This is a genomic window from Amycolatopsis orientalis DSM 43388 (assembly GCF_000411975.1).
GTDB lineage: Bacteria > Actinomycetota > Actinomycetes > Mycobacteriales > Pseudonocardiaceae > Amycolatopsis > Amycolatopsis orientalis_D.
The window spans coordinates 78543-102296 of record NZ_ASXG01000166.1; the positions used below are offsets into that span (position 1 = coordinate 78543).

Here is a 23754-nt window from a genome sequence, read left to right on the forward strand (position 1 = left end):
AGACACTGGCTATCGTTTCGAGAGAAATCATGTGTTTGCCCTCTCGTTAGCCGCCGACTTACCGTCGTTGGCGTGGCACTCGCACCCGCTCCGCCCCGCCGGCGCCCGGCGATCGTGATGTTCTGGCGTTCGACCATCGGCAAGAAAGTCGTCATGGCCGTCACCGGGCTGATGTTCGTCGCGTTCCTGTTCGTGCACATGGTCGGGAACCTGAAGGTTTTCCTGGGACCGCGGCATTTCGACGACTACGCGGCCTGGCTGCGCACCATCGGCGAACCCGTGCTGCAGAACGCCTGGTACCTTTCGATCCAGCGGGTCGTGCTGCTGATCGCGTTGGTGCTGCACGTGGTCGCGGCCGTGCAACTGTCCAAACGGGACCGGCAGGCCCGCCCGGTGAAATACGCGCACGGCCAGCGGCGCAAGGCCAGTTTCGCGACGCACACCATGCGCTGGGGCGGCGCGACACTCGCGCTCTACCTCGTGTGGCACATCCTGGACCTCACGGTCGGCGTGGCCAACCAGGACTTCCGGGACGGACAGCCGTACCACAACGTCGTCGCGGATTTCCAGGTCTGGTGGGTCAACCTGATCTACATCGTCGCGCTGCTGATGCTCGGCCTGCACATCAACCACGGCTTCTGGAGCGCGGCGCAGACCCTCGGCATCACCAGCAAAGCCCGCGACCGCGCGCTCAAGACCGTGGGGACCGTGCTCGCCGTCGTGATCACCGGCGGCTTCCTGATCGTGCCGATCGCCGTGATGGCGGGATGGGTGGCTTGACATGAGCGACTACACGGTCGGCGAGCCGATCGCCGACACGCAAGCCCCGACCGGTCCCATCGAGGACCGCTGGGACCGCCGCCGCTTCGGCGCGAAGCTGGTCAACCCGGCCAACCGGAGGCGGCACCGGGTGATCGTGGTCGGCACCGGGCTCGCCGGAGCGTCCGCCGGAGCGACGCTCGCCGAACAGGGTTACCACGTGGTCCAGTTCTGCTTCCAGGATTCGCCGCGGCGCGCGCATTCGGTCGCCGCGCAGGGCGGCATCAACGCCGCGAAGAACTACCGCAACGACGGCGATTCGGTCTACCGGCTCTTCTACGACACGGTGAAGGGCGGCGACTTCCGGTCCCGCGAGTCCAATGTGTACCGGCTGGCTCAGGTGTCCACGCAGATCATCGACCAGGCGGTCGCGCAAGGCGTGCCGTTCGCCCGGGAGTACGGCGGGCTCCTCGACACCCGCTCGTTCGGCGGCGTCCAGGTGCAGCGCACGTTCTACGCCCGCGGCCAAACCGGTCAGCAGCTGCTGCTCGGCGCGTACCAGGCGCTGGCGCGGCAGATCGACGCGGGCGGCGTCGAGATGCATCCGCGGACCGAAATGCTGGACCTGATCGTGTCCGACGGCAAAGCGCGCGGGATCGTCGCCCGCGACCTGGTGACCGGCGAGGTGACCACCCATCTCGCGGACGCCGTCGTGCTCGCGACCGGCGGCTACGGCAACGTCTTTTACCTGTCCACCAACGCGAAAGGCTCCAACGCCACCGCGATCTGGCGCGCGCACAAACGCGGCGCGTACTTCGCCAACCCGTGCTTCACGCAGATCCACCCGACCTGCATCCCGCGCTCGGGCGAGCACCAGTCGAAGCTGACGCTGATGAGCGAATCGCTGCGCAACGACGGGCGGATCTGGGTGCCGAAGCAGCCCCGCGACCCGCGGCCGCCGCGGGAAATCCCGGAGTCCGAACGGGATTACTACCTGGAACGGATGTACCCGAGCTTCGGCAACCTGGTGCCGCGCGACATCGCCTCCCGGGCCGCGAAGAACGTCTGCGACGCGGGGCTCGGCGTCGGCCCGGGCGGGCTCGGCGTGTACCTCGACTTCGCGGACGCGATCGAGCGGATGGGCCGTCCGGCGGTGGAAGCCAAGTACGGCAACCTGTTCGAGATGTACGAGCGGATCACCGCGGAGAACCCGTACGAGGTCCCGATGCGGATCTACCCGGCGATCCACTACACGATGGGCGGTTTGTGGGTCGACTACGACCTGCAGAGCACCGTGCCCGGCCTGTTCGTGATCGGCGAGGCCAACTTCTCCGACCACGGCGCGAACCGGCTCGGCGCGTCCGCGCTGATGCAGGGCCTCGCCGACGGCTACTTCGTGCTCCCGGCCACGCTCAACGACTACATCGCCCGCGGCGGCTTCCCCGCGCTGGACGCGGCGGATCCGGCGATCGCGGAGGCGGAGGCCGCGGTCCGCGCCCGGCTGGAGCGGCTGCTGTCCGTGCGCGGCACCCGCAGCGTCGACTCGTTCCACCGCGAGCTGGGCCACCTGATGTGGGACTACTGCGGCATGTCCCGTTCCGCCGAGGGCCTGCGGAAAGCGCTCGACCGCGTTCCGGAGCTGCGGGCCGAATTCTGGCGGGACGTCCGCATTCCGGGCGCCGGCGCCGAGCTGAACCAGGAACTGGAGAAAGCCGGTCGCGTCGCCGATTTTCTCGAGCTCGCCGAACTGCTGCTGCTCGACGCCCTGGTCCGCGAAGAATCGTGCGGCGGCCATTTCCGCGAGGAACACCAGACCGCGGACGGCGAGGCGCAGCGCGACGACGAGCGGTTCTCCTATGTCTCGGCCTGGGAGCACGGCGAGAAGCCGGTGCTGCACCGGGAATTCCTGAACTTCGAGCACGTCCACCCCACCCAGCGGAGCTACACGTGAAACTCACCCTGCGGGTCTGGCGCCAGTCCGGCCCGGACGACGACGGCAGGCTGGTCGACTACCCGGTCGACGACGCGAGCCCGGACATGTCCTTCCTGGAACTGCTCGACGTCCTCAACCAGCACCTCATCGAGGACGGCGCCGAGCCGATCGCGTTCGACCACGACTGCCGCGAGGGCATCTGCGGCTCGTGCGGCGTCGTGATCAACGGGCGGGCGCACGGCCCCGAACGCACCACGACCTGCCAGCTGCACCTGCGGTCCTTCCGGGACGGCGACGTGCTCGACGTGGAACCGTGGCGCGCCAAGGGTTTTCCGGTGATCAAGGATCTCGTGGTCGACCGGTCGGCGTTCGACCGGATCATCGAGGCGGGCGGCTACATCACCGCCCCGACCGGCAGCGCCCCCGAAGCGCACGCGACGCCGGTGCCGAAGCCGGACGCCGATCTCGCCTTCGACAACGCCACCTGTATCGGCTGCGGCGCCTGCGTCGCGGCCTGTCCGAACGGGTCCGCGATGCTGTTCGCCTCGGCGAAGGTGGCCCACCTGAACTCCCTGCCGCAGGGCCAGCCGGAACGCGCCCAGCGGGTGCTCGACATGGTCGAAGCCATGGACGCGGCCGACTTCGGCGGCTGCACGAACACCGGCGAATGCGTCGCGTCGTGTCCCAAGGGCATCCCGCTGACCAGCATCGCCAACCTCAACCGGGAGTTCCTGAAGGCCAGCCGCTCGCGGCGGTAGCCGGCGCGCGCTGTCTCCCGGCCGGAACCGGTCCGGCGGGAGACAGCAGCAGCGCGGGCAGGGTCAGGACTTCTTGCCCCGCTTGGTGTCGTCGTCGATGTCGATCTGCTCCTTGCGGACCTTCCCCTGGACGGTCTGCTCTTCGGTGACCTGCTCGGTGCCGAGGCGCACGCGCTCCACCGGCACGGTTTCCTTCTGCACCACCGGCTTCTCGGCGTGCAGCACGACGTCCTGCTCGGCCTCGCCGATCTCGGCCTTGCCGGCCGCCTTGGCGTCGGTGATCGGCTCCCGCTCGACGCGCACTTCCTCGTGCGTGACCGGCACGGTCACCTGCTCGTCCTCGGTCACCACGTACTTGCGCAGCCGGACGCGGCCGGTTTCGACCTCTTCGGTGCCGACCCGCAGGCGTTCTTCGGACCGCACGACGTCACCGGTGCCGGACGCCTCGTGTCGTCCGCCCGTCTCCTGGCCGGTCGCGTGGCCCCGGCCCGCAGTGCCGCCCATCGCGGCCTCGCGGCCCCGGCCCGCGGCACCTCCTGCCGCGCCGCCCGCGGCACCGCCTGCCGCCGCGTCGCGTCCGCGGTTCCCGGCTTTCTCACCGTCCCCGGCGCGCGGAGCGGGCAAGCCGTAGTACTTGTACAGCTCGACGCTTTCCTTTTCGGACAGATGCCCGCCGGCGTCGATCCGCGGCGCGTCGGAGACCTGGTCCTTCGCGACCTGGACGTGCAGGCCGTCGTTCTCCATCCCGGCGCCCTGCAGCGGCACGAAGCTCTCCTTCTGCCCGAACAGGCCGGTTTTCACCGTCACCCACTCCGGCCGCCTCGTGTCGTCGGCGAGATATACCGTGCCCACCTTGCCGATCTTGCTGCCGGAATTGTCCATCACGGTGCTGTCGACGAGTTCCTGCGGCTGGATTGCGCGTACCATGGATCCACTCCATTTCCCCGAATCGGAATATGCGCTTCGGTTCCCACTGTCCGGCTGGGCAAAGTGCAGCGCAAGCACCGCACCCCTCAAGCGAGCGACCCCGTTTCGTGTCAGTTTGCGGGCCGGAATCAGCGGGTACTTCCGTCGCAACCGGTCCGTCCGGCGAGACGATCCGGGAATTGCCGAAAATTGTTCATCTGCCGGGCAAGAAAGGCGGCCGGCGAATTCGGGAAGCGCCGCGCGGCCCGGCAGCGATTCCTGCGCGCAAACCCGGATGCGCTCGCCCGCGCCAGTCGGCTAGGCTCGGGCCCATGGGTGCCGCATTCGCCGCGTACGCAGTGACTCGCCTGCGCAACGTCTGAGCGCCGGAAGCACACCGCTCCGCCGCGCTCTTCCCCGTTGTCCGTCCGGGCTGCCTGTCCTGGCGCTCGGGTCGCCTCCTCATGCGCGGAGTCCGCACCTGTATGTCTGTCCAGCCTTACGGCGGACGGCACGAGCTCGGCCAGAATTTCCTGGCCGACCCCGCCGTCATCGCCGCTGTCTGCGCCGCCGCCGACCGCACCGCCGGCCCCCTCGTCGAACTGGCCGCGGGCGATGGCGCCCTCACCATCCCGCTCAGCCGCACCGGCCGCCCGCTGACCGCGGTCGAACTCGATCCCCGCCGCGCCCGCCGCCTGGCCCGGCGAACCGGCGACCACGTCCAGGTGGTGCACGGCGACCTGCTCCGGCACCGGCTGCCCGACGTTCCGCACACCGTCGTCGGCAACCTCCCCTTCCACCTCACCACCGCCACCCTGCGCCGGCTGTTCCGGCAGCCGCACTGGGAACTCGCGGTGCTGCTGGTGCAATGGGAAGTCGCCCGCCGCCGGGCCGGAATCGGCGGCGCGTCCCAGATGACCGCCGCGTGGTGGCCGTGGTTCGAGTTCGCCGTCCCCGCACGGGTCCCGGCGCACGCGTTCCGCCCCCGCCCGGCAGTGGACGCCGGGATCCTCGTGATCACCCGCCGACGCACGCCGCTGGTCGCCGACCGGGCGGAGTACCAGGAGTTCGTGCGCGAAGTCTTCACCGGACGCGGTCGCGGGCTCGCCGGGATCCTGCCCCGGACGGGCCGGGTCAGCGCGCGTGCGGCACGCGCGTGGCTCGCCCGGAACCGCCTGTCGCCGCAAGCGCTCCCGCGCGACCTGACCGCCGGACAGTGGGCGGCGCTGTGGGAGCTGGTGCGGTGACCCTGCATCGGCTCGCCCGATGCAGGGCAGCGAAAAGCTCTGCTTTCCCGTTTCCCGGCGCCTGGCGATAGTGAACGGATACGACGAAAGGCGGTTCCCGGAATGAACCACGGCGACTGGGTGCTCGAGGCCGCGCGACTGCGCCCGCGCACCGCGGCCTTTGTGGACGGTGACTGGCTGGAAGCCAAGTCGGGCAAGACTTTCGCCGACGTCAACCCGGCCACCGGGCACCCGGTCGCGCACGTGGCCGAAGGCGGCCAGGACGAGATCGACCTCGCGGTCGCCGCCGCGCGCCGGGCCTTCGAGGACGGCCGCTGGTCGCGGCTCGCCGCGGCCGAGCGCAAAAACCGCCTGCTGAAGCTGGCCGGCCTCATCCGGGCGCACGGCCGGGAGCTGGCGCTCTGCGACACCCTCGACGTCGGCCGTCCGATCTCGGACACCTCCGGCCAGGACGTGCCCGCGACCGCCGAGTGCTTCGCCTGGCACGCCGAGGCGCTCGACAAACGCTACGACGAGGTCGCGCCCGCCCCTCCGGGCAATTTCGCCGCGATCCGGCGCGTGCCGCTCGGAGTGGTGGGCGCGGTCGTGCCGTGGAACTTCCCGCTCGACATCGCGGGGTGGAAACTCGCCCCCGCGCTCGCCGCGGGCAACAGCGTCGTCCTCAAACCCGCCGAACAATCGCCGCTCTCGGCGCTGCGGCTGGGAGAGCTGGCGGCCGAGGCGGGAATTCCGGACGGCGTGCTGAACGTCGTGCCGGGCTTCGGCGAGACCGCGGGCCAGGCGCTGGGCCGGCATCCGGACGTCGACGTGCTCGCCTTCACCGGGTCGACGCCGGTGGGCGGGCTGTTCCTGCGCTACGCCGGGGAGTCGAACCTCAAGCAGGTCTGGCTCGAATGCGGCGGCAAGAGCCCGGTCGTGGTGTTCGCCGACGCGGACCTCGACGCCGCCGCGGAGCTGGTCGCGTTCGGTTTCTGCGCGAACTCCGGCCAGGTCTGCTCGGCGACCACCCGGCTGCTCGTCGAGGCGCCGGCGGCCGGCGAATTCCTCGCCCGGTTGCTGGAGAAGGTCGCCGAGTGGGTGCCCGGCGATCCGCTGGACCCGGCCACGAAACTGGGCCCGATGATCGACGAGGCCGCGGCGGCGCGGGTGCTGGCCGCCGTCGAAGCCAGCAGCGGGACCGTCCTCGTCGGCGGCACCCGCCAGGGCGCGTTCCTGGACCCGACCGTCGTGACCGGCCTGGCCGCCGACGACCCGCTGGTCACCGAAGAACTGTTCGGGCCGGTGCTCGCCGCGCTCTCGTTCGACTCGGAGGCGGAGGCGATCCGGCTGGCGAACGACACGCCGTACGGCCTCGCCGCGTCAGTCTGGACTCGCGACCTCGCCCGCGCGCACCGCGTCTCGGACGGCATCCACGCCGGCACGGTCTCGGTGAACACAGTGGACGCACTCAGCACCGCGACCCCGTTCGGCGGGTTCAAGCAGTCCGGATTCGGGCGCGACCTTTCCCTGCATTCGTTCGACAAATACACCGGTCTCAAGACGGTGTGGACGGCCTACGCCTGAGCGAGGTCTCGTCCCGTTTCCGCGGCCAGGTAGCCGAGCAGCAGCTCCCGCGCCCTGGCCGCGGACAGGCTGGTGTTGCGCCCGGCGAGATGCAGGCCGTAGGCGTCTTCCAGCGCCACCGCGTTCGCCGCGATGTCCGCCGCGGGCGAGCGCAGCTCGAACGCCCCGGTGTCCTTGCCGTGCGCGAGCGCAGCCGAGTACAGCGACACCTCGCGATCCCACAGCGCGGTCATCAACACCGCATGCGCCGGGTTGCGGGCCGCGTGGACGTGCATTTCGTACAGCACCCTGCTCAGCGGATCTCCTTCCGCGGCCGGGAGTCCCGCGTCGGCCAGCCGCACCAGCCGCCGGACCGGATCGTCCTCGGCCTCCGCCGCGCGCGCCCGTGCCCAGTAGAAGCGATCGACGGCGTCGCGGTGCAGCTCGAACAGCAGGTCGTCGAGGTCCGGGTAGTAGTAGCTGACCGAGCCCGCCGACAGCCCGGCCTCTTCGGCGACGTCGCGCACGCGGAGCCCGGCCAGCCCCCGCTTCCGGATCGCGCGGGCGGCCGCCGCCACCAGCTCGTCGCGCCGCTTCGCCTGGTCCTTCGGTCGTGCCACGTCCAGGATTATTGATGACATGCATCGAAAAACCCAGTACCGGTTCCGGCGAGCCAGACCGCCCAGGGCCTTGCTTCCCGGGCGGACAGCGCGCATTCTTTGCGCTGAACCGCAAAGAATGAGGAGACGCGCATGGCCCACCCCCTCTCGCGCCTGACCGAAGACGAGGTCGCCCGCAACCGCGCGCTGCTGACCGGCGCCGGGATCGCGACCGAGAGCACCCGGTTCGCGCTCGTCTCGCTGCTCGAACCGGCCAAGGCTGCCGTGCTGGCCTGGCGGCCGGGCGACCCGGTCGACCGCCGCGTCCGGTCGCTGCTTCTCGACCGGAAGACCGGCGCCGTGCGCGAAACGGTCGTGTCACTGGCCAGCGGCGAGGTCGTGGCCGACCGGGCGGTGGACGTCGTCGCCGAGGGGCAGCCGCCGATCCTGCACGAGGAATTCGACCTGGTCGAGGAGATCCTCTGGAAAGACGAGGCGTGGAACGCGGCGATGCGCCGCCGCGGCGTCGACGAGCCCCGTTCGGTCCGGATCTCCGCGCTGAGCGCCGGGTGCTTCGACCTCCCCGGCGAGACCGGACGGCGGCTCGTGCGCTGCTTGGCGTTCCTGCAGTTGAACCAGGACGACAACCTCTGGGCGCACCCGGTCGACGGCGTCGTGGCCTACGTCGACCTCATCGCCGGCCGCGTGCACGACCTCGTCGACGACGGCCCGGCGGACATCCCGCGCACCGCCTACGACTACCACCTCGACCGTCCGGCCCGGGACACGCAGAAGCCCATCGTGATCACCCAGCCCGAGGGGCCGAGTTTCACCGTCGAGGACGATGTCGTCACCTGGGAGAAGTGGCAGTTCCGGATCGGCTTCAACGCGGTCGAAGGCCTTACCCTGCACCAAATCGGCTTCCAGGACGGCGATCGGCTGCGTCCGGTCGTGTACCGCGCTTCGGTCGCCGAAATGGTCGTGCCGTACGGCGATCCCAGCCCGGTCCGGTTCTGGCAGAACTATTTCGACGCCGGCGAGTACTCGCTCGGCAAGGAAGCCAATTCGCTCACCCTGGGCTGCGATTGCCTCGGCGAGATCCGCTATTTCGACGCTGTCCTGCACGACGACGGCCGGCCGCACACCATCGCGAACGCGATCTGCATGCACGAGGAAGACGCCGGCGTGCTGTGGAAGCACACAGACCATTACAACGGCAGTGTTTCCACCCGCCGGCAGCGGCGGCTGGTCATCTCGTTCTTCGTGACAGTCGGCAATTACGACTACGGCTTCTACTGGTACCTCTACCTCGACGGCACGATCGAACTCGAGTGCAAGGCCACCGGCATCGTCTTCGCTTCCGCCTTCCCGGCCGGCGATCCGGAGTACCCCTGGGCCGCCGAAATCGCCCCCGGCGTCGGCGCGCCGTTTCATCAGCACCTGTTCTCCGCGCGCCTGGACATGATGGTCGACGGCCTCGCCAACGCCGTCGACGAGATCGACGTGCAGCGCGTCCCGATCGGCCCGGGCAACCCGTACGGCAACGCCTTCACCCGGAAGATCACCCGGCTGGCCAAGGAATCCGAGGCCGCCCGGCTCGCCGATGGGAACCTCGGCCGCACCTGGCGGATCAGCAATCCCGGGTCCCGCAACGCACTCGGCCGCCCGGTCGGCTACACCTTGCATCCGGAAGGCCTGCCGCCCCTGCTGGCCGACGACGCGTCCTCCATCGCCCGCCGCGCCGCGTTCACTCGCAAGCACCTCTGGGTCACCGCGTACGCCGAGGACGAGCGCTTCCCGGCCGGCGAGTACGTGAACCAGAACGACGGCAAGACCGGCATCGACACCTGGATCCAGGCCGACCGCGACCTCGACGGCGCCGACCTCGTCGTGTGGCACACCTTCGGGCTCACCCACTACCCGCGCACCGAGGACTGGCCGATCATGCCTGTCGACCGCACCGGCTTCACGCTCAAGCCGAGCGGATTCTTCGACGCCAATCCCGCGCTGGACACGCCCGCGCCGAAACCGCAGCATCCCGGTTGCTGCCGCTGAGGCAGGATGTCCGCATGAGCGAGCCTTCCTTCACCCTCGTGCAGCTGCGCTACTTCGAGGCGGCGGCGCGGCACCTGAGCATGACGGCCGCGTCGAAGGAGCTGATGGTGTCGCAGTCGGCCGTTTCGACGGCGATCGCGCAGCTGGAGAAGGAAATGGGCGTGCAGTTCCTGCTTCGCCACCACGCCCGCGGGCTCAGCCTGACCACGGCCGGCGAGGAGTTCTACAAGCGGGTGCTGGACTTCCTCGCGCACGGCGCGGAACTGGTCGAAACGGCCCGGCAATCCGGCACCGACCTGGTCGGCACGCTCACCGTCGGCTGCTTCACCACGCTCGCGCCGTTCCGCCTGCCGAGCCTGCTCGCCGAGTTCGAAACCCGGCATCCGCGCGTGCACGTGTCCCTGCGCGAGGGCGAGCACAAGGCGCTCAAAGCCGCTTTGCGGGCCGGGGAGACCGAGCTGGCGATGCTCTACGGCTACGACCTCGACGACGACATCGACCGCGAAGCGGTAGGCACCGCCGCGCCGTACGCTCTCGTCTCCGAGGACCACCGGCTCGCTCGGCGGAAGAGCCGCAAGGTGTCGCTGCGGGAGCTGGCGGACGAGCCGATGGTGCTGCTCGATCTGCCGCACAGCCGGGAGTACCTGCAGTCGATCCTGAGCGATGCCGGGGTTTCCCCGCGCGTCCGGCACCGGACGAGCGGATACGAGACGGTGCGGGCGCTGGTGGCTTCCGGACACGGGTTCGCGTTGCTCAACCAGCGGCCGCCCAACGACACGACTTACGCGGGCGCCAGCGTCGTGCCGCTTGCGCTGACCGACGATGTCCCGTCGCTGGAGATCGTGCTCGCGACGATGCGCGGAGTGCGGCTCACCCGGCGGGCACAAGAGTTCCGGGAGCTGTGCCGCGCGATGTACTCGCGATAGCGGCGCGGGCGAACCCCCGCGCCGCCCGCGCGATCAGCAGCTCTGGTACCCGCGCTGGATCGCGATGTGATCGGCGACGAACTTCGCGTCGTGCCACACCCCCCAGATGAAGCTCGACCCGCGCCGCGCCAGCCACGGCAGGCCGATGAAGTACACGCCCGGTTCCGCGGACACTCCGCGGCGGTGCCGGGGCCGTCCGTTCTCGTCGAACGCGTCGACCCGCAGCCAGCTGTAGTCGACGGCGTAACCCGTGGCCCACACGATCGAGGTCACCCCGGCCGCGGCCAGATCCAGCTCCAGCACCGGATCGGTGACGCACGCCGGGGCCGGGCCCAGCTCCCGGGCGGACGGCTCCTCGGGCAGGTCGAGGCCGTTGCGGGCCACGTAGGCATCGGCTTCGGCAAGCAAGGCGAGGTAATTCTCGTCGCCCGCCGCGATGTTCTTCCCCAGGTCGGGCGCGAAGGCGAGCTTGCCGTCGGCGTACCCGCCGGTCATGCCGACGAGCGTGATGCCGAGCCCGGCCAGCGCGCGGAAATCCACCGTGTGCCCGCCGCGCGCGCCGCTGACCGCGATGGTCACGTGTTCGGCCCCGGCGGGCGGCGTTTCGGCGTCCCACTTGCCCAGGACGCCGAGCCACCAGCAGAAGTCGCGGTCGCGGTAGCTGCGCGGCGGGCGGTCGTGCGGGCCGACCGACAGGTACACCTCGCGTCCGGCCCGGCGGAGTTCCTCGGCGATCTGCACGCCCGACGAGCCCGCGCCGACGACCAGCACCGCGCCTTCGGGGAGCTGCTCCGGGTTCCGGTAGCCGCTGGAGTGCAGCTGCAGCGGACCGGCGTCCGCGGGCACGATCGGCGGGATCGCCGGGCGCTGGAACGGGCCGGTCGCGGCGATCACGTACCGGGCGTCGAGGGTTCCTTCCGAGGTCTCGACCCGGAATCCGGGCCTGCCCTCGTGCCGCCGCACCGCCGTGACCTCGACCCCGGTGCGGACCGGGGCGGCGATTTTCTCCGCGTACGCCTCGAAATAGGCCGCGATCTGGTCCTTGGACGCGAATTCGTGCGGTGCCACGTCGGGGAACTCGAGACCGGGGAAGCGGTCGTGCCACGCGGGGCCGTTCGCGACGAGCGAGTCCCACCGCTCCGTCCGCCAGCGTTCGGCGATCCGGTTCCGTTCCAGGACGAGGTGCGGCACGCCGCATTCGCTCAGGTGCTCGCTCATCGCCAGGCCGGCCTGCCCCCCGCCCACGACGAGGGCCTCCACCTGTTCGCTCGACATCCCAGACCTCCGCTCCGGCTTCGGCGCGGTTCAGCGCCGTTTCCCCGGATCCTCACGGCCCGTGCTGCCCGTGTCCAACAGATGTTTCCGGCACTCAAGATCTGTTTTGTCGATGCAGATCTGCATCAGCGAAAACGATGCATTGGTCCGAAAACATCTACTGGACAGAACCTCGGCCGCGCGGTCAGGCTGAGGCGTCCGACCACCGCCGCACGGAAGGCCACGCAGTGACTGTCCACCGTCGCATCCGCCCGTTCAACACGCGGGACACCTACCCGGAGCAGAACCTCGACAACGATCTCTGCCAGGCCGTCGTCGCGGGCGGAACGGTCTACGTCCGCGGCCAGATCGGGCAGGACCTCGACACGAGCGAGTCGGTCGGGATCGGCGACGTCGCCGCGCAGGCCGAGCGGGCGATGGCGAACATCAAGATGCTGCTCGAAGAAGCGGGCAGCCGGATGGAGCACCTGGTCAAGCTCACCATCTACCTGGTCGACCCGCGTTACCGCGAGGCGGTCTACCGCACCGTCGGGCGCTGGACCAAGGGCGTGCACCCGATCTCGACCGGCGTGGTCGTGTCCGCGCTCGCCCGGCCGGAATGGCTGTGCGAGATCGACGCGATCGCGGTCATCCCGGAGGAGGAGAAGTGACCTTTTCGATCGTCGCCCGCGACACGTCCGGCGGCGCCGTCCGGTTCGGCGTCGCGGCCAGCTCGTCCAGTCCGGCGGTCGTCGCCCGCGTCGCGCACCTGCGCCCGGGCCTCGGCGCGGCGGCCTCGCAGAACATCACCGACCCGAGACTCGGCGGGCGGCTGCTGGACCGGCTCGCCGAGCACGGGGACCCGGAGAAGGCGCTGGCCGAGGTCACGTCGGCGGCGGAGAACATCGAGTACCGGCAGCTCACCGTGCTCGGCGCGGCTGGACCAGGTTTCGCTTACAGCGGTTCGAAAACCCTCGGCACCCACGCGTCGGCGACGGCGGACGGCGTGGTCGCCGCGGGCAACATGCTGGCCGGTGCCCGCATTCCGCAGTCCATGGTGGACGCTTTCGCCGCCGCGACCGGCGAACTGGAACAGCGTCTCGTCGCGGCGATGCGGGCCGGGCTCGCGGCTGGCGGCGAGGAGGGACCGGTGCGGTCCGCCGGGCTCGTCGTGGTGTCCGACGCGGAGTGGCCCGTCACGGATCTGCGCGTGGACTGGGCGGACGAGCCGATCGAGCAGCTCGCCGGGCTCCTCGAGGTCTGGCTCCCCCAGCGCGACGACTACGTCGCCCGCGGCCTCGACCCGGCGGCCGCGCCGTCCTACGGCGTGCCGGGAGACGAGTGATGGGCGCGAGCAAAGCGGCCGCCCGCGCCGCGGTCGAAAAGCACGCCGACGGGCTGATCCAGCTTTCCGAGCGGCTGCACGCCGACCCGGAAACGGCATGGGAGGAACACCGCGCGGCGGCCGCGGTGCCGGAGCTGCTGGACCGGGCCGGGTTCGCCATCACGCCGAAGTACCTCGGCCTGGACACCGCGTTCCACGCGAGTTTCGGCTCCGGGCCGAGGCGGATCGCGCTGTGCGCCGAATACGACGCACTGCCCGGCCTCGGTCACGCGTGCGGGCACAACCTCATCGCGGCCAGCTCCGTCGGGGCCGCGCTCGGGCTCGCCGAAGTCGCCGACGACCTCGGAATCACCGTCGAGGTCTACGGGACGCCGGCCGAAGAGGGCGGCGGCGGGAAGATCGAACTGCTGGAACGCGGCGCTTTCCGGGGTGCCGATCTCGCGATGATGGTCCATCCGGCCCCGGTCGACGTCGCCGAAGCCCGGCCGTTCGCGGTCAGCCATTCGAAGATTTCCTACACCGGCAAATCCGCGCACGCCGCCGCGTATCCCGAAGCCGGGGTCAACGCGGCCGACGCGTTCACCGTCGCCCAGGTCGCGATCGGCCTGCTGCGGCAGCAGCTTCCGGCGTCGGTGCGCGTGCACGGGATCGTGACGCGAGCCGGGGACGCCCCCAACGCGATCCCCGAACACGCGTCCGGCCGGTGGTACGTGCGGGCCGAGACGCTGGCGGAACTGTCCGAAGTGGAGCCGCGCGTCCTGCGGGCCTTCGAGGCCGGGGCGCTGGCCACCGGCTGCGAGCTGAGCGTCGAGCCGGAAAGCAAGCCCTACGCCGAATTCCGCGCCGACGAAACCGCGTTGGCCGCCTACCGCGCCAACGCGCTCGAACTCGGCCGCGAGTTCGCACCGGACGGCACCGCGTCCCGGATGAACCGCGCCTCCACCGACATGGGCAATGTGTCGCAGGTCGTTCCCGCGATCCATCCGTATATCGGCATCGGCTCGCTGCCCGCGATCAACCACCAGCGCGGGTTCGCCGCGCACTGCGTCGGCGGCACCGCCGAACGGGCCTTGCTCGACGGCGCGATCGCGCTGGCGTGGACCGGCGTCGACCGAGCCTCCTGACCCCCTCTCCGGGAAGGACACCGATGTCCCGCACCCGCTCCGAACACGACATGCTCGGCGAGATCAGCGTGCCCGCCGATGCCCGCTACGGCGCGCACACCGCCCGTGCGCTGGTCAATTTCCCCATCACCGGCGAGACCCTCGCCGACCGGCCGCACCTCGTCGCCGCGCTGGCCACCGTCAAGGAAGCCGCCGCGCGCGCCAACGCGGAGGTCGGTGCGCTTTCGCCGGAGCGAGCCGCGGCGATCGAGCAGGCGTGTGCGGAGATCCGGGCCGGGCAGTGGCACGACCAGTTCGTCGTCGACCTGATCCAAGGCGGTGCCGGCACCTCGACGAACATGAACGCCAACGAGGTCATCGCCAACCGAGCCCTGGAACTGCTCGGCCGCGCGCGCGGCGACTACGCCGCACTGCATCCGCTCGACCACGTCAACCTGGGCCAGAGCACCAACGACGTCTACCCCACCGCGGTCAAACTCGCCCTCGACCGCCATCTCGCCGAACTTCTCGCCGCGCTCTCCGGACTGCGGGAAGCCTTCGCGGACAAGGCGGCCGAGTTCGCCGACGTCCTCAAGATGGGCCGCACCCAGCTGCAGGACGCCGTGCCGATGACGCTGGGCCAGGAGTTCGCCGCGTTCGCCGCCACGCTCGGCGAGGACGAACAACGCCTCGCCGAAGCCCGGTTGCTGCTGCACGAGCTGAACCTCGGCGGCACGGCAATCGGCACCGGCCTCAACGCGCGTCCCGGGTATCGCGAGCGGGCGGTCGCGCGCCTGCGCGAACTGACGGGCATCGCCACGCTCGTCTCCGCGCCCGACCTGATCGAGGCGACCCAGGACGTCGGCGTGTTCGTGCAGCTGTCCGGCGTGCTGAAACGCGTGGCGGTCAAATTGTCCAAGATCTGCAACGATCTCCGGCTGCTCTCCTCCGGCCCGCAGGCCGGGCTCGGCGAGATCGAACTGCCGGCGCGGCAGGCCGGATCGTCGATCATGCCGGGCAAGGTCAACCCGGTGATCCCGGAGGCGGTCAACCAGATCGCCTTCGAGATCATCGGCCACGACGTCACCGTCACCCTCGCCGCCGAGGGCGGGCAGCTGCAGCTCAACGCCTTCGAACCGATCATCGCGCGTGCGCTGACCGCCGGGCTCGACCACCTCACGGCCGGTGCGCGAGTGCTGGCCGAACACTGCGTTCGCGGCATCACCGCACGCCGGGAACACCTGGCTGATCTCGTCGCGACCTCGACCGGGCTGGTCACCGCGCTGAGTCCGGCGCTCGGCTACGAGACCGCGTGCACGCTCGCCCGGGAAGCGCACCGAACCGGCCGTCCCGCGCTGGAACTCGTACGGGAGCGGCGGCTGCTGCCCGAAGACCAGATGGGCGCGCTGCTCGCCCCGCAAGCCCTCACCGGCGGGCCGTCCCGCCCGTGAACGCTGTGTTTCCCCGCCGTCAGACCTTCGTGTCGATACAGCTCAGCGCCTCTGCATAACCCGAACAGATGCCTTGCTTTGCTTATTACTTCTTGTTAGATGCCGCGGGCCGCTCTTAGCGTCCTCCCGGAGAACCGGTCCAAGGAGGCCACCCATGACCGCATCCGACGCTTCCCCGGCGCCCGAGCTCGTCGAACAGCACGCCGATCCCGCGGCCTTGCGCCGCAGCGTCGCCGCCGGCGCCGTCGGCGTCTTCGTGCACTGGTTCGACTGGGCCGCCTACGCCTACCTCGCCGGCACCATCGCCTCGGTGTTCTTCCCGGCGGGCGACTCGACCGCCGGACTGCTCGCGGTGTTCGGCGTCTTCGCGGTGTCGTTCGGGATCCGGCCGATCGGCGCGCTGATCTTCGGGCCGCTGGGCGACAAGATAGGCCGCAAGCGCACGCTCTCGGTGGTCATCTTCGTGATGTCCGGGGCCACCCTCGTGATCGGGCTGCTGCCCGGCTACTCCACGATCGGCATCGCGGCCCCGATCCTGCTGGTGCTGCTGCGCCTGCTGCAGGGCCTCGCCGCGGGCGGCGAATTCGGCAGCGCGGCGAGCTTCCTCGCCGAGTACGCGCCGCGGCGGCGCCGCGGGTTCGGCGTCAGCTGGCTGGAAGTCGGTTCGCTGCTGGGCTCCCTCGCCGGTTCGTTCGTGTTCCTGCTGCTGTCGATCGGCCTGACCGGCGCGCAGCTGGCGTCGTGGGGCTGGCGCGTCCCGTTCCTCATCGCCGCGCCGCTCGGCGTCATCGGGTTCGTCATCCGCAGCAAGATCGAGGACACCCCGGAGTACCGCGCCCTCGAAGCGACCGACAACGTGCCGCGCAGCCCGGTCCGGGAACTGTTCCGCCGCAACAAGAAGCAGCTGCTCCAGGCGGCCGGGCTGATGACGATGATGCACGTGCCGTTCTACGCCGTGCTCACCTATCTCGTCACCTACGAGACCGACTACCTCGGCCACTCGTCCGGCAGCGCGGCGGCACTGTCCACTGTGATCTCGCTCGTCGGCCTGGTGCTCGTGCCGTTCTTCGGCCGCCTCTCCGACCGCGTCGGCCGCCGGCCGGTCCTGATCGGCGCGGGCGGCGCGCTGTTCGTCCTCGCCATCCCCGCGTACCTGCTGATGCGCACCGGACTGGTCGGCACCTGGATCGGCGGGCTGGCCCTCGGCGCGATCCTGGCGGCGATCCTCGGAACCTACGCGGTCTGGTCCGCGGAGATCTTCCCGACCCGCACCCGGCAGAGCGGGCTCTCGATCGCGTACAACCTCACCGCCGCGCTGTTCGCCGGCACCGTGCCGTACCTGATGACTGTTTTGATTTCCGCGACCGGCAGCACTCTCGTGCCCGGTCCGTACCTCATGGTCGCGGCGGCCGTCGGTCTCCTCGCCGCGTTCTCCATGCGCGAGACCGCCGGAACCCCGTTGCTGCACAAGGAAGACCTGGAGCACCCCGAAGCCTGACCCCTCCCCTCGATTCACCAAAGGCGGTGAAGCGTGTCCGAACCCACCTTCGTCAACAGCGAATCCGGAAACCTGCGCCGGAATCTGCGCCGGATCGACTCGATCTTCCTCGCGGTCGCGGCCATCATCTCGGTGGACACCATCGGCCAGATCGCGACGTCGGGGGCCGAGGCGGTCACCTGGACCGCCGTGCTCCTGGTGCTGTTCCTGTTCCCGTACGGGCTGGTCATGGCCGAACTCGGCAGCGCGTTCCCGGCGGAGGGCGGGCCGTTCGTCTGGCTGCGGCTCGCGTTCGGGAGGCTGCCCGCCGCGCTCGGCACGCTGCTGTACTGGATCACCAACCCGGTGTGGCTGGGCGGCTCGATCACCTTCCTCGCCGCGGCGACCTGGCAGCAGTACCTCGTTCCGGCCGCGCCGGGCGGGTTCGCGGACTACGCGTTCAAGCTCGGGTTCATCTGGCTGGCGATCCTCGGCGCGGTGGTGAGCCTGCGCTACGGCAAATGGTTCGTCGCCGCCGGAGCCGTGCTCAAAGTCGGTCTCGTGGTGCTTTTCGCCGTCACCGCGGCGATCTACGCGGCCCGCAACGGCGTGCACGGCTCGCTGGCCTTCTCCCCGACGATCGGCGGATTCCTCGCCGTGGTCCCGGTTCTGATGTTCGCCCTGGTCGGGTTCGAAGCTCCCAACGGCGCCGCGGAGGAGATGCACAATCCGCGGCGGGACGTCCCGGTCACCGTCGGCGTCTCCGGTCTCGTGTCGGCGTTGTGCTATCTGGTGCCGGTCTTCGGCATCGTGCTCGTGATGCCGGCGGACAAGATCAACGGCCTCGGCGGCTTCCTCGACGCGGTTCGCCAGGTGTTCTCCGTCTACGGCGGCGCATCGGGCGCGATGCTGACGCTCGCCGCCGTCGTGTTCGTCTTCGTCCTGCTGAACCAGGGCTGCTCGTGGATGATCGCCTCGGACCGCATCCAGGCGATGGCCGCCGTCGACGGCGCCTTCCCGCGCTGGTTCGGCGCTTTCCACCCGAAGCTGAACACCCCGCTGCGGGTCAACCTGCTCTCCGGCGTGGTCGCGACCGCGTTCACCGTCGTGGCGACGATCGTGCAGAGCAGTTCGGCGTCGGCCGTGTTCGCGGTCGTGCTCAACATCGCGGTGAGCACGCTGCTGCTGTCGTACCTGCTGATCTTCCCGACGATCCTGGTGCTGCGGCGGAAATACCCGGCCGCCGATCGCCCGTTCCGGGTGCCGGGCGGACGCGTCGGGCTGTGGGTCAGCTCGGTGCTGATCTACGCGTGGATCCTGCTCGGTGCGTGGCAGACAGTGGTACCCGGGGTGCTCGACCAGGCTCTCGGCGCGCACTACGACTTCGAGGGCGCCTGGGGCGTGTCGCGGCTGACCTTCGAGCTGTTCACCGCCGGGACGCTGGCCGTGCTGATCGGGTTCGGGTTCGCCGGCTACCTCATCGCACGCAGGCAGCCCGCGCCGGCGGCGGAAATCCCGCAGCCGGCCGCGACCTGACGGTCAGACCTTCCGGCCCACCACGCCCGCGACGCACTTCGCGGCATCGCTCAGCGGCTTCAAGCGCGGACCGTCCTGCCACCACTCGTCGGCCACCGACAGGCCGGGACCGTCCGTGCGGCTCGGCGGGAGCAGCTCCAGGCCGGGCAGCATCGCCTCGATCTCCGCGCGCGTCCGGAACCGCCCGGCTCCCAGCGGTCCGGACACGAGGATGTCCTCGATCCGCTTCGCCACCGCGGTCAGCTCCGGCACCTCGGGGTCGTAGAAGTGCGCCAGGGCGACGTACGAACCGGGCGCGAGGGCGTCGATGTACTCGCGCATGATGTCGACCGCGCCGTCGCCTTCGTAGTGGTGCATCGTGCCGATGTGCAGGAGCGCGACCGGCTCCGAGAAGTCGAGGTACTCGCGCACCGTTTCGTGCTGCAGCACCGCCCGCGGTTCGAAGATGTCGGCCTCGACCATGTGCGTGAAGTCGTTGTCCTCCAGCAGCGCGCGGCCGTGCGCGAGCACCACCGGGTCGTTGTCGACGTACACCACGTGCGCGTCGCGGTGGTAGCGCTGCACGATCTGATGGGTGTTCTCCGCGGTCGGCAGCCCGGAGCCGCAGTCGAGGAACTGCCGGATGTCGGTCTGGCTGGCCAGCATCCGCAGCACGCGGTTGTGGAACCCGCGGTTGCCGCGGGCGATGTCCACCGCCTCGGGGACCGCCGAGCTGATCTTCTCCATCACCGCGCGGTCCACCTCGTAGTGGTGGCTGCCGCCGAGGAACCCGTCGTAGATCCGCGCGATGCTCGGGCGGTTCGGGTCCACCCCCACCGGCACCTGGCTGGGCGACAACGGGGACGACGAGCCGGTCATGGACACCTCGCGAAGCAGTCGGTCGACAGAGACCTACGCAGAGTAGTACTGCCGCCGCTCAGCCGTGCCAGCGGCGCGGCCGGTAGCCGTCGTCCTCGCCCCATTGCTCGAGATACGAGCTCACCGCCGAGCGGAACGCGTCTCCCATCGGGTCGCGGGGCTGGTCCTGGCTGTCCTGCCGCGGGGCCTGCGTCGGCTGGACGGGCGGCGGCGCGGTCGTCGCGGGACGGCTGCTGGCGCGGATCACCGTGTCCCGCACCTGGTCGCTGGCCGGGGCCGGGGACGCGCTCAGCGTGCTCACCGCGGGCGGTGCGGACGACGTGGAGCGGACCGGAGGGGGCGGCGGCGCGGGCTGCGGATCGGTCCCGCCGGAGGCCGAGGGCCACAACGCCCAGGCACCCAGGCCGGCGCACACCAGCACGGCCGCGCCGGCGAAGACGCCGTAGCGCGCCGGCCTCCGCTGCGCCGGCGGCGCGGTCTCGGCGGGCGGCGCGGGCGGGGCGGCGGCGGGTGCCGGGCCGCGTTTGGCGAGCTGTTCGGCCGGGGAGCCGGTCGAGACGTCGAGGACCCCGCCGAACGCGGACGTCGTGTCGTCCGCCAGGGCCGGCCGGGGACGCACCAGCGGCGGGGGTTCGCTGCCGTCGATCCGGGGCATCGGCGCCGTCTCGGACAGCCGCACGAGCTTCGCGACCGATTCGAGGTCGCTGCCGGACTCCGGGTTCCCCATCCAGACCTCCACCCCGCCGGGGCCGCGCGTCCGCGGCGCTTCCGGCGCGCCAGATCCTAGGGACCCCCGGTCCGAGCTGTAAACCCGCCTCGACCGTGATCCACTACGCTCGAGGCCCTGCCCGCCTGGGGAGGAGGCCCGCGATGCGGCCGTTTTCGGTCGAACCCGACGCGACCGGCATGCTCGACGCCGGCGACGGACAGCGGATCTACTGGGACGCCAGCGGCGCCGGCCGGCCGGCCGGTGCTGTGCGTGCACGGCGGCCCGGGCGGCGGAGGGAGCAGCTTCGGCCGCAGCGGGTTCGACCCGGAGAAGTTCCGGGTCGTGGTGTTCGACCAGCGCGGCTGCGGGCGGAGCACGCCGAGCGTCGCGGACCCGGCGGTGAGCCTGGAGCACCAGACCACCGAGCACCTGATCGCCGACATGGAGAAGCTGCGCGTCCACTCGGCGTCGGAAAATGGCTGCTCTACGGCGGGTCTTGGGGCACGACGCTGGCGCTCGCCTACGCGCAGCGGCATCCGGAACGGGTCAGCGGACTCGTGCTGGTCGCCACGTTCACCTCGTCGCCGGACGAGATCGACTGGCTCTACCGCGGGGTCCGGCGGCTGCTGCCCGCGCAGTGGGAAGCGTTCCGCGCGGGCGCGCCCGACCCGGACGGCGACCTCCTCGCCGGGTACTCGCGGCTGCTCGCGAGCCCCGACCGCGAGGTGCGGCTCCGCGCCGCACGCGACTGGTGCGCTTGGGAAGACGCGGTCATCCCGCACGAACGGGACAGCGGCCAGTTCAGCGCGGGCACGGACGACGAACTGCTCACGCTCGCCCGCCTGTGCGCGCACTACTACGGCCACCACGCCTGGCTCGAGGACGACCAGCTGCTGCGCGACATCCATCTGCTGCACGGCATTCCGGCGGTGCTGATCCACGGCCGGGCCGACCTGAGCGCGCCATTGCGGAAAGCGTGGCAGCTCGCTCAGGCGTGGCCGGACGCCGAGCTGGTCGTGATCGACGACGCGGGGCACACCGGGAGCCCGTCGATGGGGACGGCGGTGCTGGAGGCGATCGCCCGCTTCGAGGAGCCCTAGCGCAGCACGCGGTAGCGGAGGCTCGTTCCGCGCTGCGCCAGCAATTCCAGCCGCACCGGCGGGCCCGGCCGCTCGAACAGCCGCACCCCGGCGCCGAGCAGCACCGGCATCACGAGCACCTCGACCTCGTCGAGCAGACCGGCCTCCACGCAGGCCCGCCCCACTGAAGCGCCCAGCACGTTCACCGTCTTGTCCCCCGCCGCCGCCCGCGCCGCCGCGACCCCTTCCTCCAGCGACGAACAGAACGTCACCCCGGGCACTGTCGGAGCGCTTCCCCGGGTCAGCACCACCTGCGGCCCGTCCCATCCGCCGCCGAACGCCTTGCCCTCGCCCTCGGTGCCGCGGTACGGATCATCGCCGGAGAAGGTCCGGCGGCCGACCAGCAGCGCGCCGACCTCCGCGGCCAAGTCCTCCGCCGAGGCGTCCCCGGTGTACGACGCGAGCCAGCCCATGTCCCCGCCGGGCCCGGCGATGAACCCGTCCAGCGACATCGCGGCCGAATACAGCAGCTTTCCCACTTCGTGCACCTCCACAGTCGGTTGTCCGTACCGACTCCGCACGAACGGAAAACTCATCGGTCACCCCGACAGCGCCCGCCAAGCCTCCCGGCGTTCCCGCTGCCGTTCCGGATCCGCCGCCGGCGCCGCGGCGACCAGCCTTCGCGTGTAGTCCTCCCGCGGCGAGCCCAGCACCGTCGCCACCGGGCCCTCCTCGACCACGCGGCCGTGATGCAGCACGACGACCCGGTCCGCGACGCGCTCCACCACCGCCAGGTCGTGGCTGATGAACAGGCACGCGAAAGCCAGTTCCCGCTGGAGGTCCGCCAGGAGGTCCAGCACCGAGGCCTGCACCGACACGTCGAGCGCGCTCGTCGGTTCGTCGGCGATCAGCAGCCGCGGCCGCAGGGCCAGCGCCCGGGCGATCCCGACCCGCTGCCGCTGGCCGCCGGACAGCTCGTGCGGGTACCGGCCGCTCCAGCCGGGGTCCAGGCGCACCGCGGCGAGCAGTTCCGCGACCCGCTCCCGGTGCTGGCCGCGTTCGCCGTGCACCACCAAGGGCTCGGCGATGCTCGCGCCGATCGTCGCGCGCGGGTTGAGCGCGGAGGCCGGGTTCTGGAACACGATCCCGATCTGCCGCCGGAGCTCCCGCCGCTGCCGGGCCGACGCCCGCGCGAGGTCCACGCCGTCGATCCGCACCGCACCCGCCGACGGCGCGACCAAGCCGGTCAGCACCGACGAGATCGTGCTTTTGCCGGAGCCGGATTCGCCGACGAGACCGAGCACCTCGTCGGTCCCGATCGTCAGCGACACGCCGTCGACCGCGCGCACCGGCGGAGCGCCGCCGCCGACCCGGTAAGTCACCGCCAGATCCGTCACCGCCACGAGCGGCGCGGACGTCTTCGGCGCCGCGCCGCCCGGCTCGGCACCCAGCGACAGCACCGAATCCAGCAGTTCCCGCGTGTAGTCCGCGCCCGGCGAGGCGAACAGCCCCGCCGCCGTGTTCTGCTCGACGACCTCGCCGTCGCGCAGCACCACCACCCGGTCCGCGACGTCCGCGACCACGCCCATGTCGTGCGTCACCAGCAGAATCGCCGTGCCGAGCCGGTCCCGCAGCGACCGCAGCAGCTGCAGGATCCCGGCTTGCACCGTGACGTCGAGCGCCGTCGTCGGCTCGTCCGCGATCAGCAGCTTCGGGTCGTGGAGCAGCGCGAGCGCGATCACCACCCGCTGCAGCTGCCCGCCGGACAGCTCGTGCGGGTACGCGCGCAACACGCGGCGTGCGTCCAGTTCCACGAGGTCCAGCAGTTCGCGGGCCCGCTCGCGCGCCGCGGCCCGCGACACCTTCCGGTGCGCCCGGACCGCGTCCACGAGCTGCGTGCCGATCCGGAACACCGGGTTCAGCGCGCTCATCGGCTCCTGGAACACCATGCCGATTTCGCCGCCGCGCACCGCGCGCAGCGCCGGACCGTCCACTGTGTACAGATCACGGCCGTCGAGCACCGCGGAACCGGTCACCGTCGCGGTGTCCGGCAGAAGGCCGAGCAGCGACAACGCGGTGACCGACTTGCCGGAACCGGATTCCCCGACGAGGGCGACGACCTCGCCGGGGCGCACCTCGAAGCTCACCTCTCGAACGGCGGCGGTGTCGCCGAACCGGATCGAGACGTCGCGCAGGGACAGCAGCTGCTCGGTCACG

The 23754-nt window shown here is 71.0% G+C and carries 19 protein-coding genes and 2 pseudogenes; 14 read left to right on the forward strand and 7 right to left on the reverse strand.

Going from position 1 to position 23754, the window contains the following annotated elements:
- The first annotated feature begins 72 nt into the window (after positions 1-72).
- Genes L942_RS34235 through L942_RS34245 form a run of 3 tightly spaced genes read left to right on the forward strand, consistent with a single transcriptional unit; the run spans position 73 to position 3450 of the window.
- Complete coding sequence (locus tag L942_RS34235; RefSeq protein ID WP_235079571.1) at positions 73-780, forward strand: succinate dehydrogenase cytochrome b subunit; 708 nt, start codon at positions 73-75, stop codon at positions 778-780.
- Between the two features lies 1 nt (position 781).
- Positions 782-2710: a fumarate reductase/succinate dehydrogenase flavoprotein subunit gene (locus tag L942_RS34240; RefSeq protein ID WP_037368225.1), complete on the forward strand. Its 1929-nt coding sequence runs from the start codon at positions 782-784 to the stop codon at positions 2708-2710.
- Positions 2707-3450 (forward strand): succinate dehydrogenase/fumarate reductase iron-sulfur subunit, encoded by a 744-nt coding sequence (locus L942_RS34245; protein ID WP_037368226.1) that lies wholly within the window; start codon positions 2707-2709, stop codon positions 3448-3450. Before L942_RS34240 ends, L942_RS34245 begins: the two co-directional genes overlap by 4 nt.
- A 63-nt stretch (positions 3451-3513) precedes the next feature.
- Here the strand turns inward: L942_RS34245 and L942_RS34250 are convergent, their stop codons facing one another.
- Complete coding sequence (locus tag L942_RS34250; RefSeq protein ID WP_037368228.1) at positions 3514-4377, reverse strand: DUF2382 domain-containing protein; 864 nt, start codon at positions 4375-4377, stop codon at positions 3514-3516.
- Between the two features lie 464 nt (positions 4378-4841).
- On the opposite strand from L942_RS34250, the gene erm reads away from it, so the two are divergent.
- Positions 4842-5603 carry a 23S ribosomal RNA methyltransferase Erm gene (gene erm / locus L942_RS34255; protein WP_037368229.1) on the forward strand — a complete coding sequence of 254 codons (762 nt, stop codon included), beginning with the start codon at positions 4842-4844 and terminating at the stop codon, positions 5601-5603.
- Positions 5604-5705: 102 nt separating this feature from the next.
- The gene (locus L942_RS34260) at positions 5706-7166 is read left to right on the forward strand and encodes an aldehyde dehydrogenase family protein (RefSeq protein ID WP_037368230.1); all 1461 of its coding nucleotides are present in this window, start codon (positions 5706-5708) and stop codon (positions 7164-7166) included.
- Here L942_RS34260 and L942_RS34265 read toward each other — a convergent pair.
- Positions 7157-7765, reverse strand: coding sequence for a TetR/AcrR family transcriptional regulator (locus tag L942_RS34265; RefSeq protein ID WP_037368232.1), 609 nt, complete (start codon positions 7763-7765; stop codon positions 7157-7159). The two genes, L942_RS34260 and L942_RS34265, sit on opposite strands and share 10 nt — an antisense overlap.
- Before the next feature lie 126 nt (positions 7766-7891).
- Here L942_RS34265 and L942_RS34270 point away from each other — a divergent pair.
- Both L942_RS34270 and L942_RS34275 read left to right on the forward strand, forming a co-directional pair.
- Positions 7892-9799: pseudogene (locus L942_RS34270) on the forward strand (primary-amine oxidase); the annotation flags it as partial.
- A gap of 14 nt (positions 9800-9813) precedes the next feature.
- Complete coding sequence (locus L942_RS34275) at positions 9814-10725, forward strand: LysR substrate-binding domain-containing protein (RefSeq protein WP_037368235.1); 912 nt, start codon at positions 9814-9816, stop codon at positions 10723-10725.
- 33 nt (positions 10726-10758) lie between these two features.
- On the opposite strand, the gene L942_RS34280 is transcribed toward L942_RS34275, so the two are convergent.
- Positions 10759-12000: a flavin-containing monooxygenase gene (locus L942_RS34280; RefSeq protein ID WP_037368237.1), complete on the reverse strand. Its 1242-nt coding sequence runs from the start codon at positions 11998-12000 to the stop codon at positions 10759-10761.
- Positions 12001-12227: 227 nt separating this feature from the next.
- Here L942_RS34280 and L942_RS34285 point away from each other — a divergent pair, with 227 nt between their 5' ends.
- The 6 genes from L942_RS34285 (at position 12228) to L942_RS34310 (ending at position 18891) form a co-directional block, all read left to right on the forward strand.
- Complete coding sequence (locus tag L942_RS34285; protein ID WP_037368239.1) at positions 12228-12650, forward strand: RidA family protein; 423 nt, start codon at positions 12228-12230, stop codon at positions 12648-12650.
- A complete protein-coding gene (locus L942_RS34290; protein WP_037368241.1) occupies positions 12647-13324 on the forward strand; it encodes a DUF1028 domain-containing protein in 678 nt (225 codons plus the stop codon). The genes L942_RS34285 and L942_RS34290 overlap by 4 nt, the downstream gene beginning before the upstream one ends.
- Entirely contained in the window at positions 13324-14448 is a 1125-nt protein-coding gene (locus L942_RS34295) for a M20 family metallopeptidase (protein WP_037368242.1), read from the forward strand. The genes L942_RS34290 and L942_RS34295 overlap by 1 nt, the downstream gene beginning before the upstream one ends.
- 23 nt (positions 14449-14471) lie before the next feature.
- Positions 14472-15878 (forward strand): aspartate ammonia-lyase, encoded by a 1407-nt coding sequence (locus L942_RS34300; RefSeq protein WP_037368244.1) that lies wholly within the window; start codon positions 14472-14474, stop codon positions 15876-15878.
- Positions 15879-16032: 154 nt separating this feature from the next.
- Entirely contained in the window at positions 16033-17376 is a 1344-nt protein-coding gene (locus tag L942_RS34305; RefSeq protein ID WP_037368246.1) for an MFS transporter, read from the forward strand.
- A 33-nt stretch (positions 17377-17409) separates the two neighbouring features.
- Positions 17410-18891, forward strand: coding sequence for an APC family permease (locus L942_RS34310; RefSeq protein WP_037368248.1), 1482 nt, complete (start codon positions 17410-17412; stop codon positions 18889-18891).
- Positions 18892-18894: 3 nt separating this feature from the next.
- On the opposite strand, the gene L942_RS34315 is transcribed toward L942_RS34310, so the two are convergent.
- Together L942_RS34315 and L942_RS34320 are read right to left on the reverse strand one after the other, a co-directional pair.
- Positions 18895-19749 carry an SAM-dependent methyltransferase gene (locus L942_RS34315; RefSeq protein ID WP_037368249.1) on the reverse strand — a complete coding sequence of 285 codons (855 nt, stop codon included), beginning with the start codon at positions 19747-19749 and terminating at the stop codon, positions 18895-18897.
- A 58-nt stretch (positions 19750-19807) separates the two neighbouring features.
- Entirely contained in the window at positions 19808-20476 is a 669-nt protein-coding gene (locus L942_RS34320) for a hypothetical protein (RefSeq protein WP_037368252.1), read from the reverse strand.
- A 252-nt stretch (positions 20477-20728) separates the two neighbouring features.
- Here L942_RS34320 and L942_RS34325 point away from each other — a divergent pair.
- A pseudogene (locus tag L942_RS34325) lies at positions 20729-21558 on the forward strand (alpha/beta fold hydrolase).
- On the opposite strand, the gene L942_RS34330 reads toward L942_RS34325, so the two are convergent.
- Positions 21555-22076 carry a dihydrofolate reductase family protein gene (locus L942_RS34330; RefSeq protein WP_037368438.1) on the reverse strand — a complete coding sequence of 174 codons (522 nt, stop codon included), beginning with the start codon at positions 22074-22076 and terminating at the stop codon, positions 21555-21557. The pseudogene L942_RS34325 and the gene L942_RS34330 overlap by 4 nt on opposite strands.
- A gap of 60 nt (positions 22077-22136) precedes the next feature.
- Positions 22137-23753 carry a dipeptide ABC transporter ATP-binding protein gene (locus L942_RS34335; RefSeq protein ID WP_037368254.1) on the reverse strand — a complete coding sequence of 539 codons (1617 nt, stop codon included), beginning with the start codon at positions 23751-23753 and terminating at the stop codon, positions 22137-22139.
- Between the last annotated feature and the right edge of the window lies 1 nt (position 23754).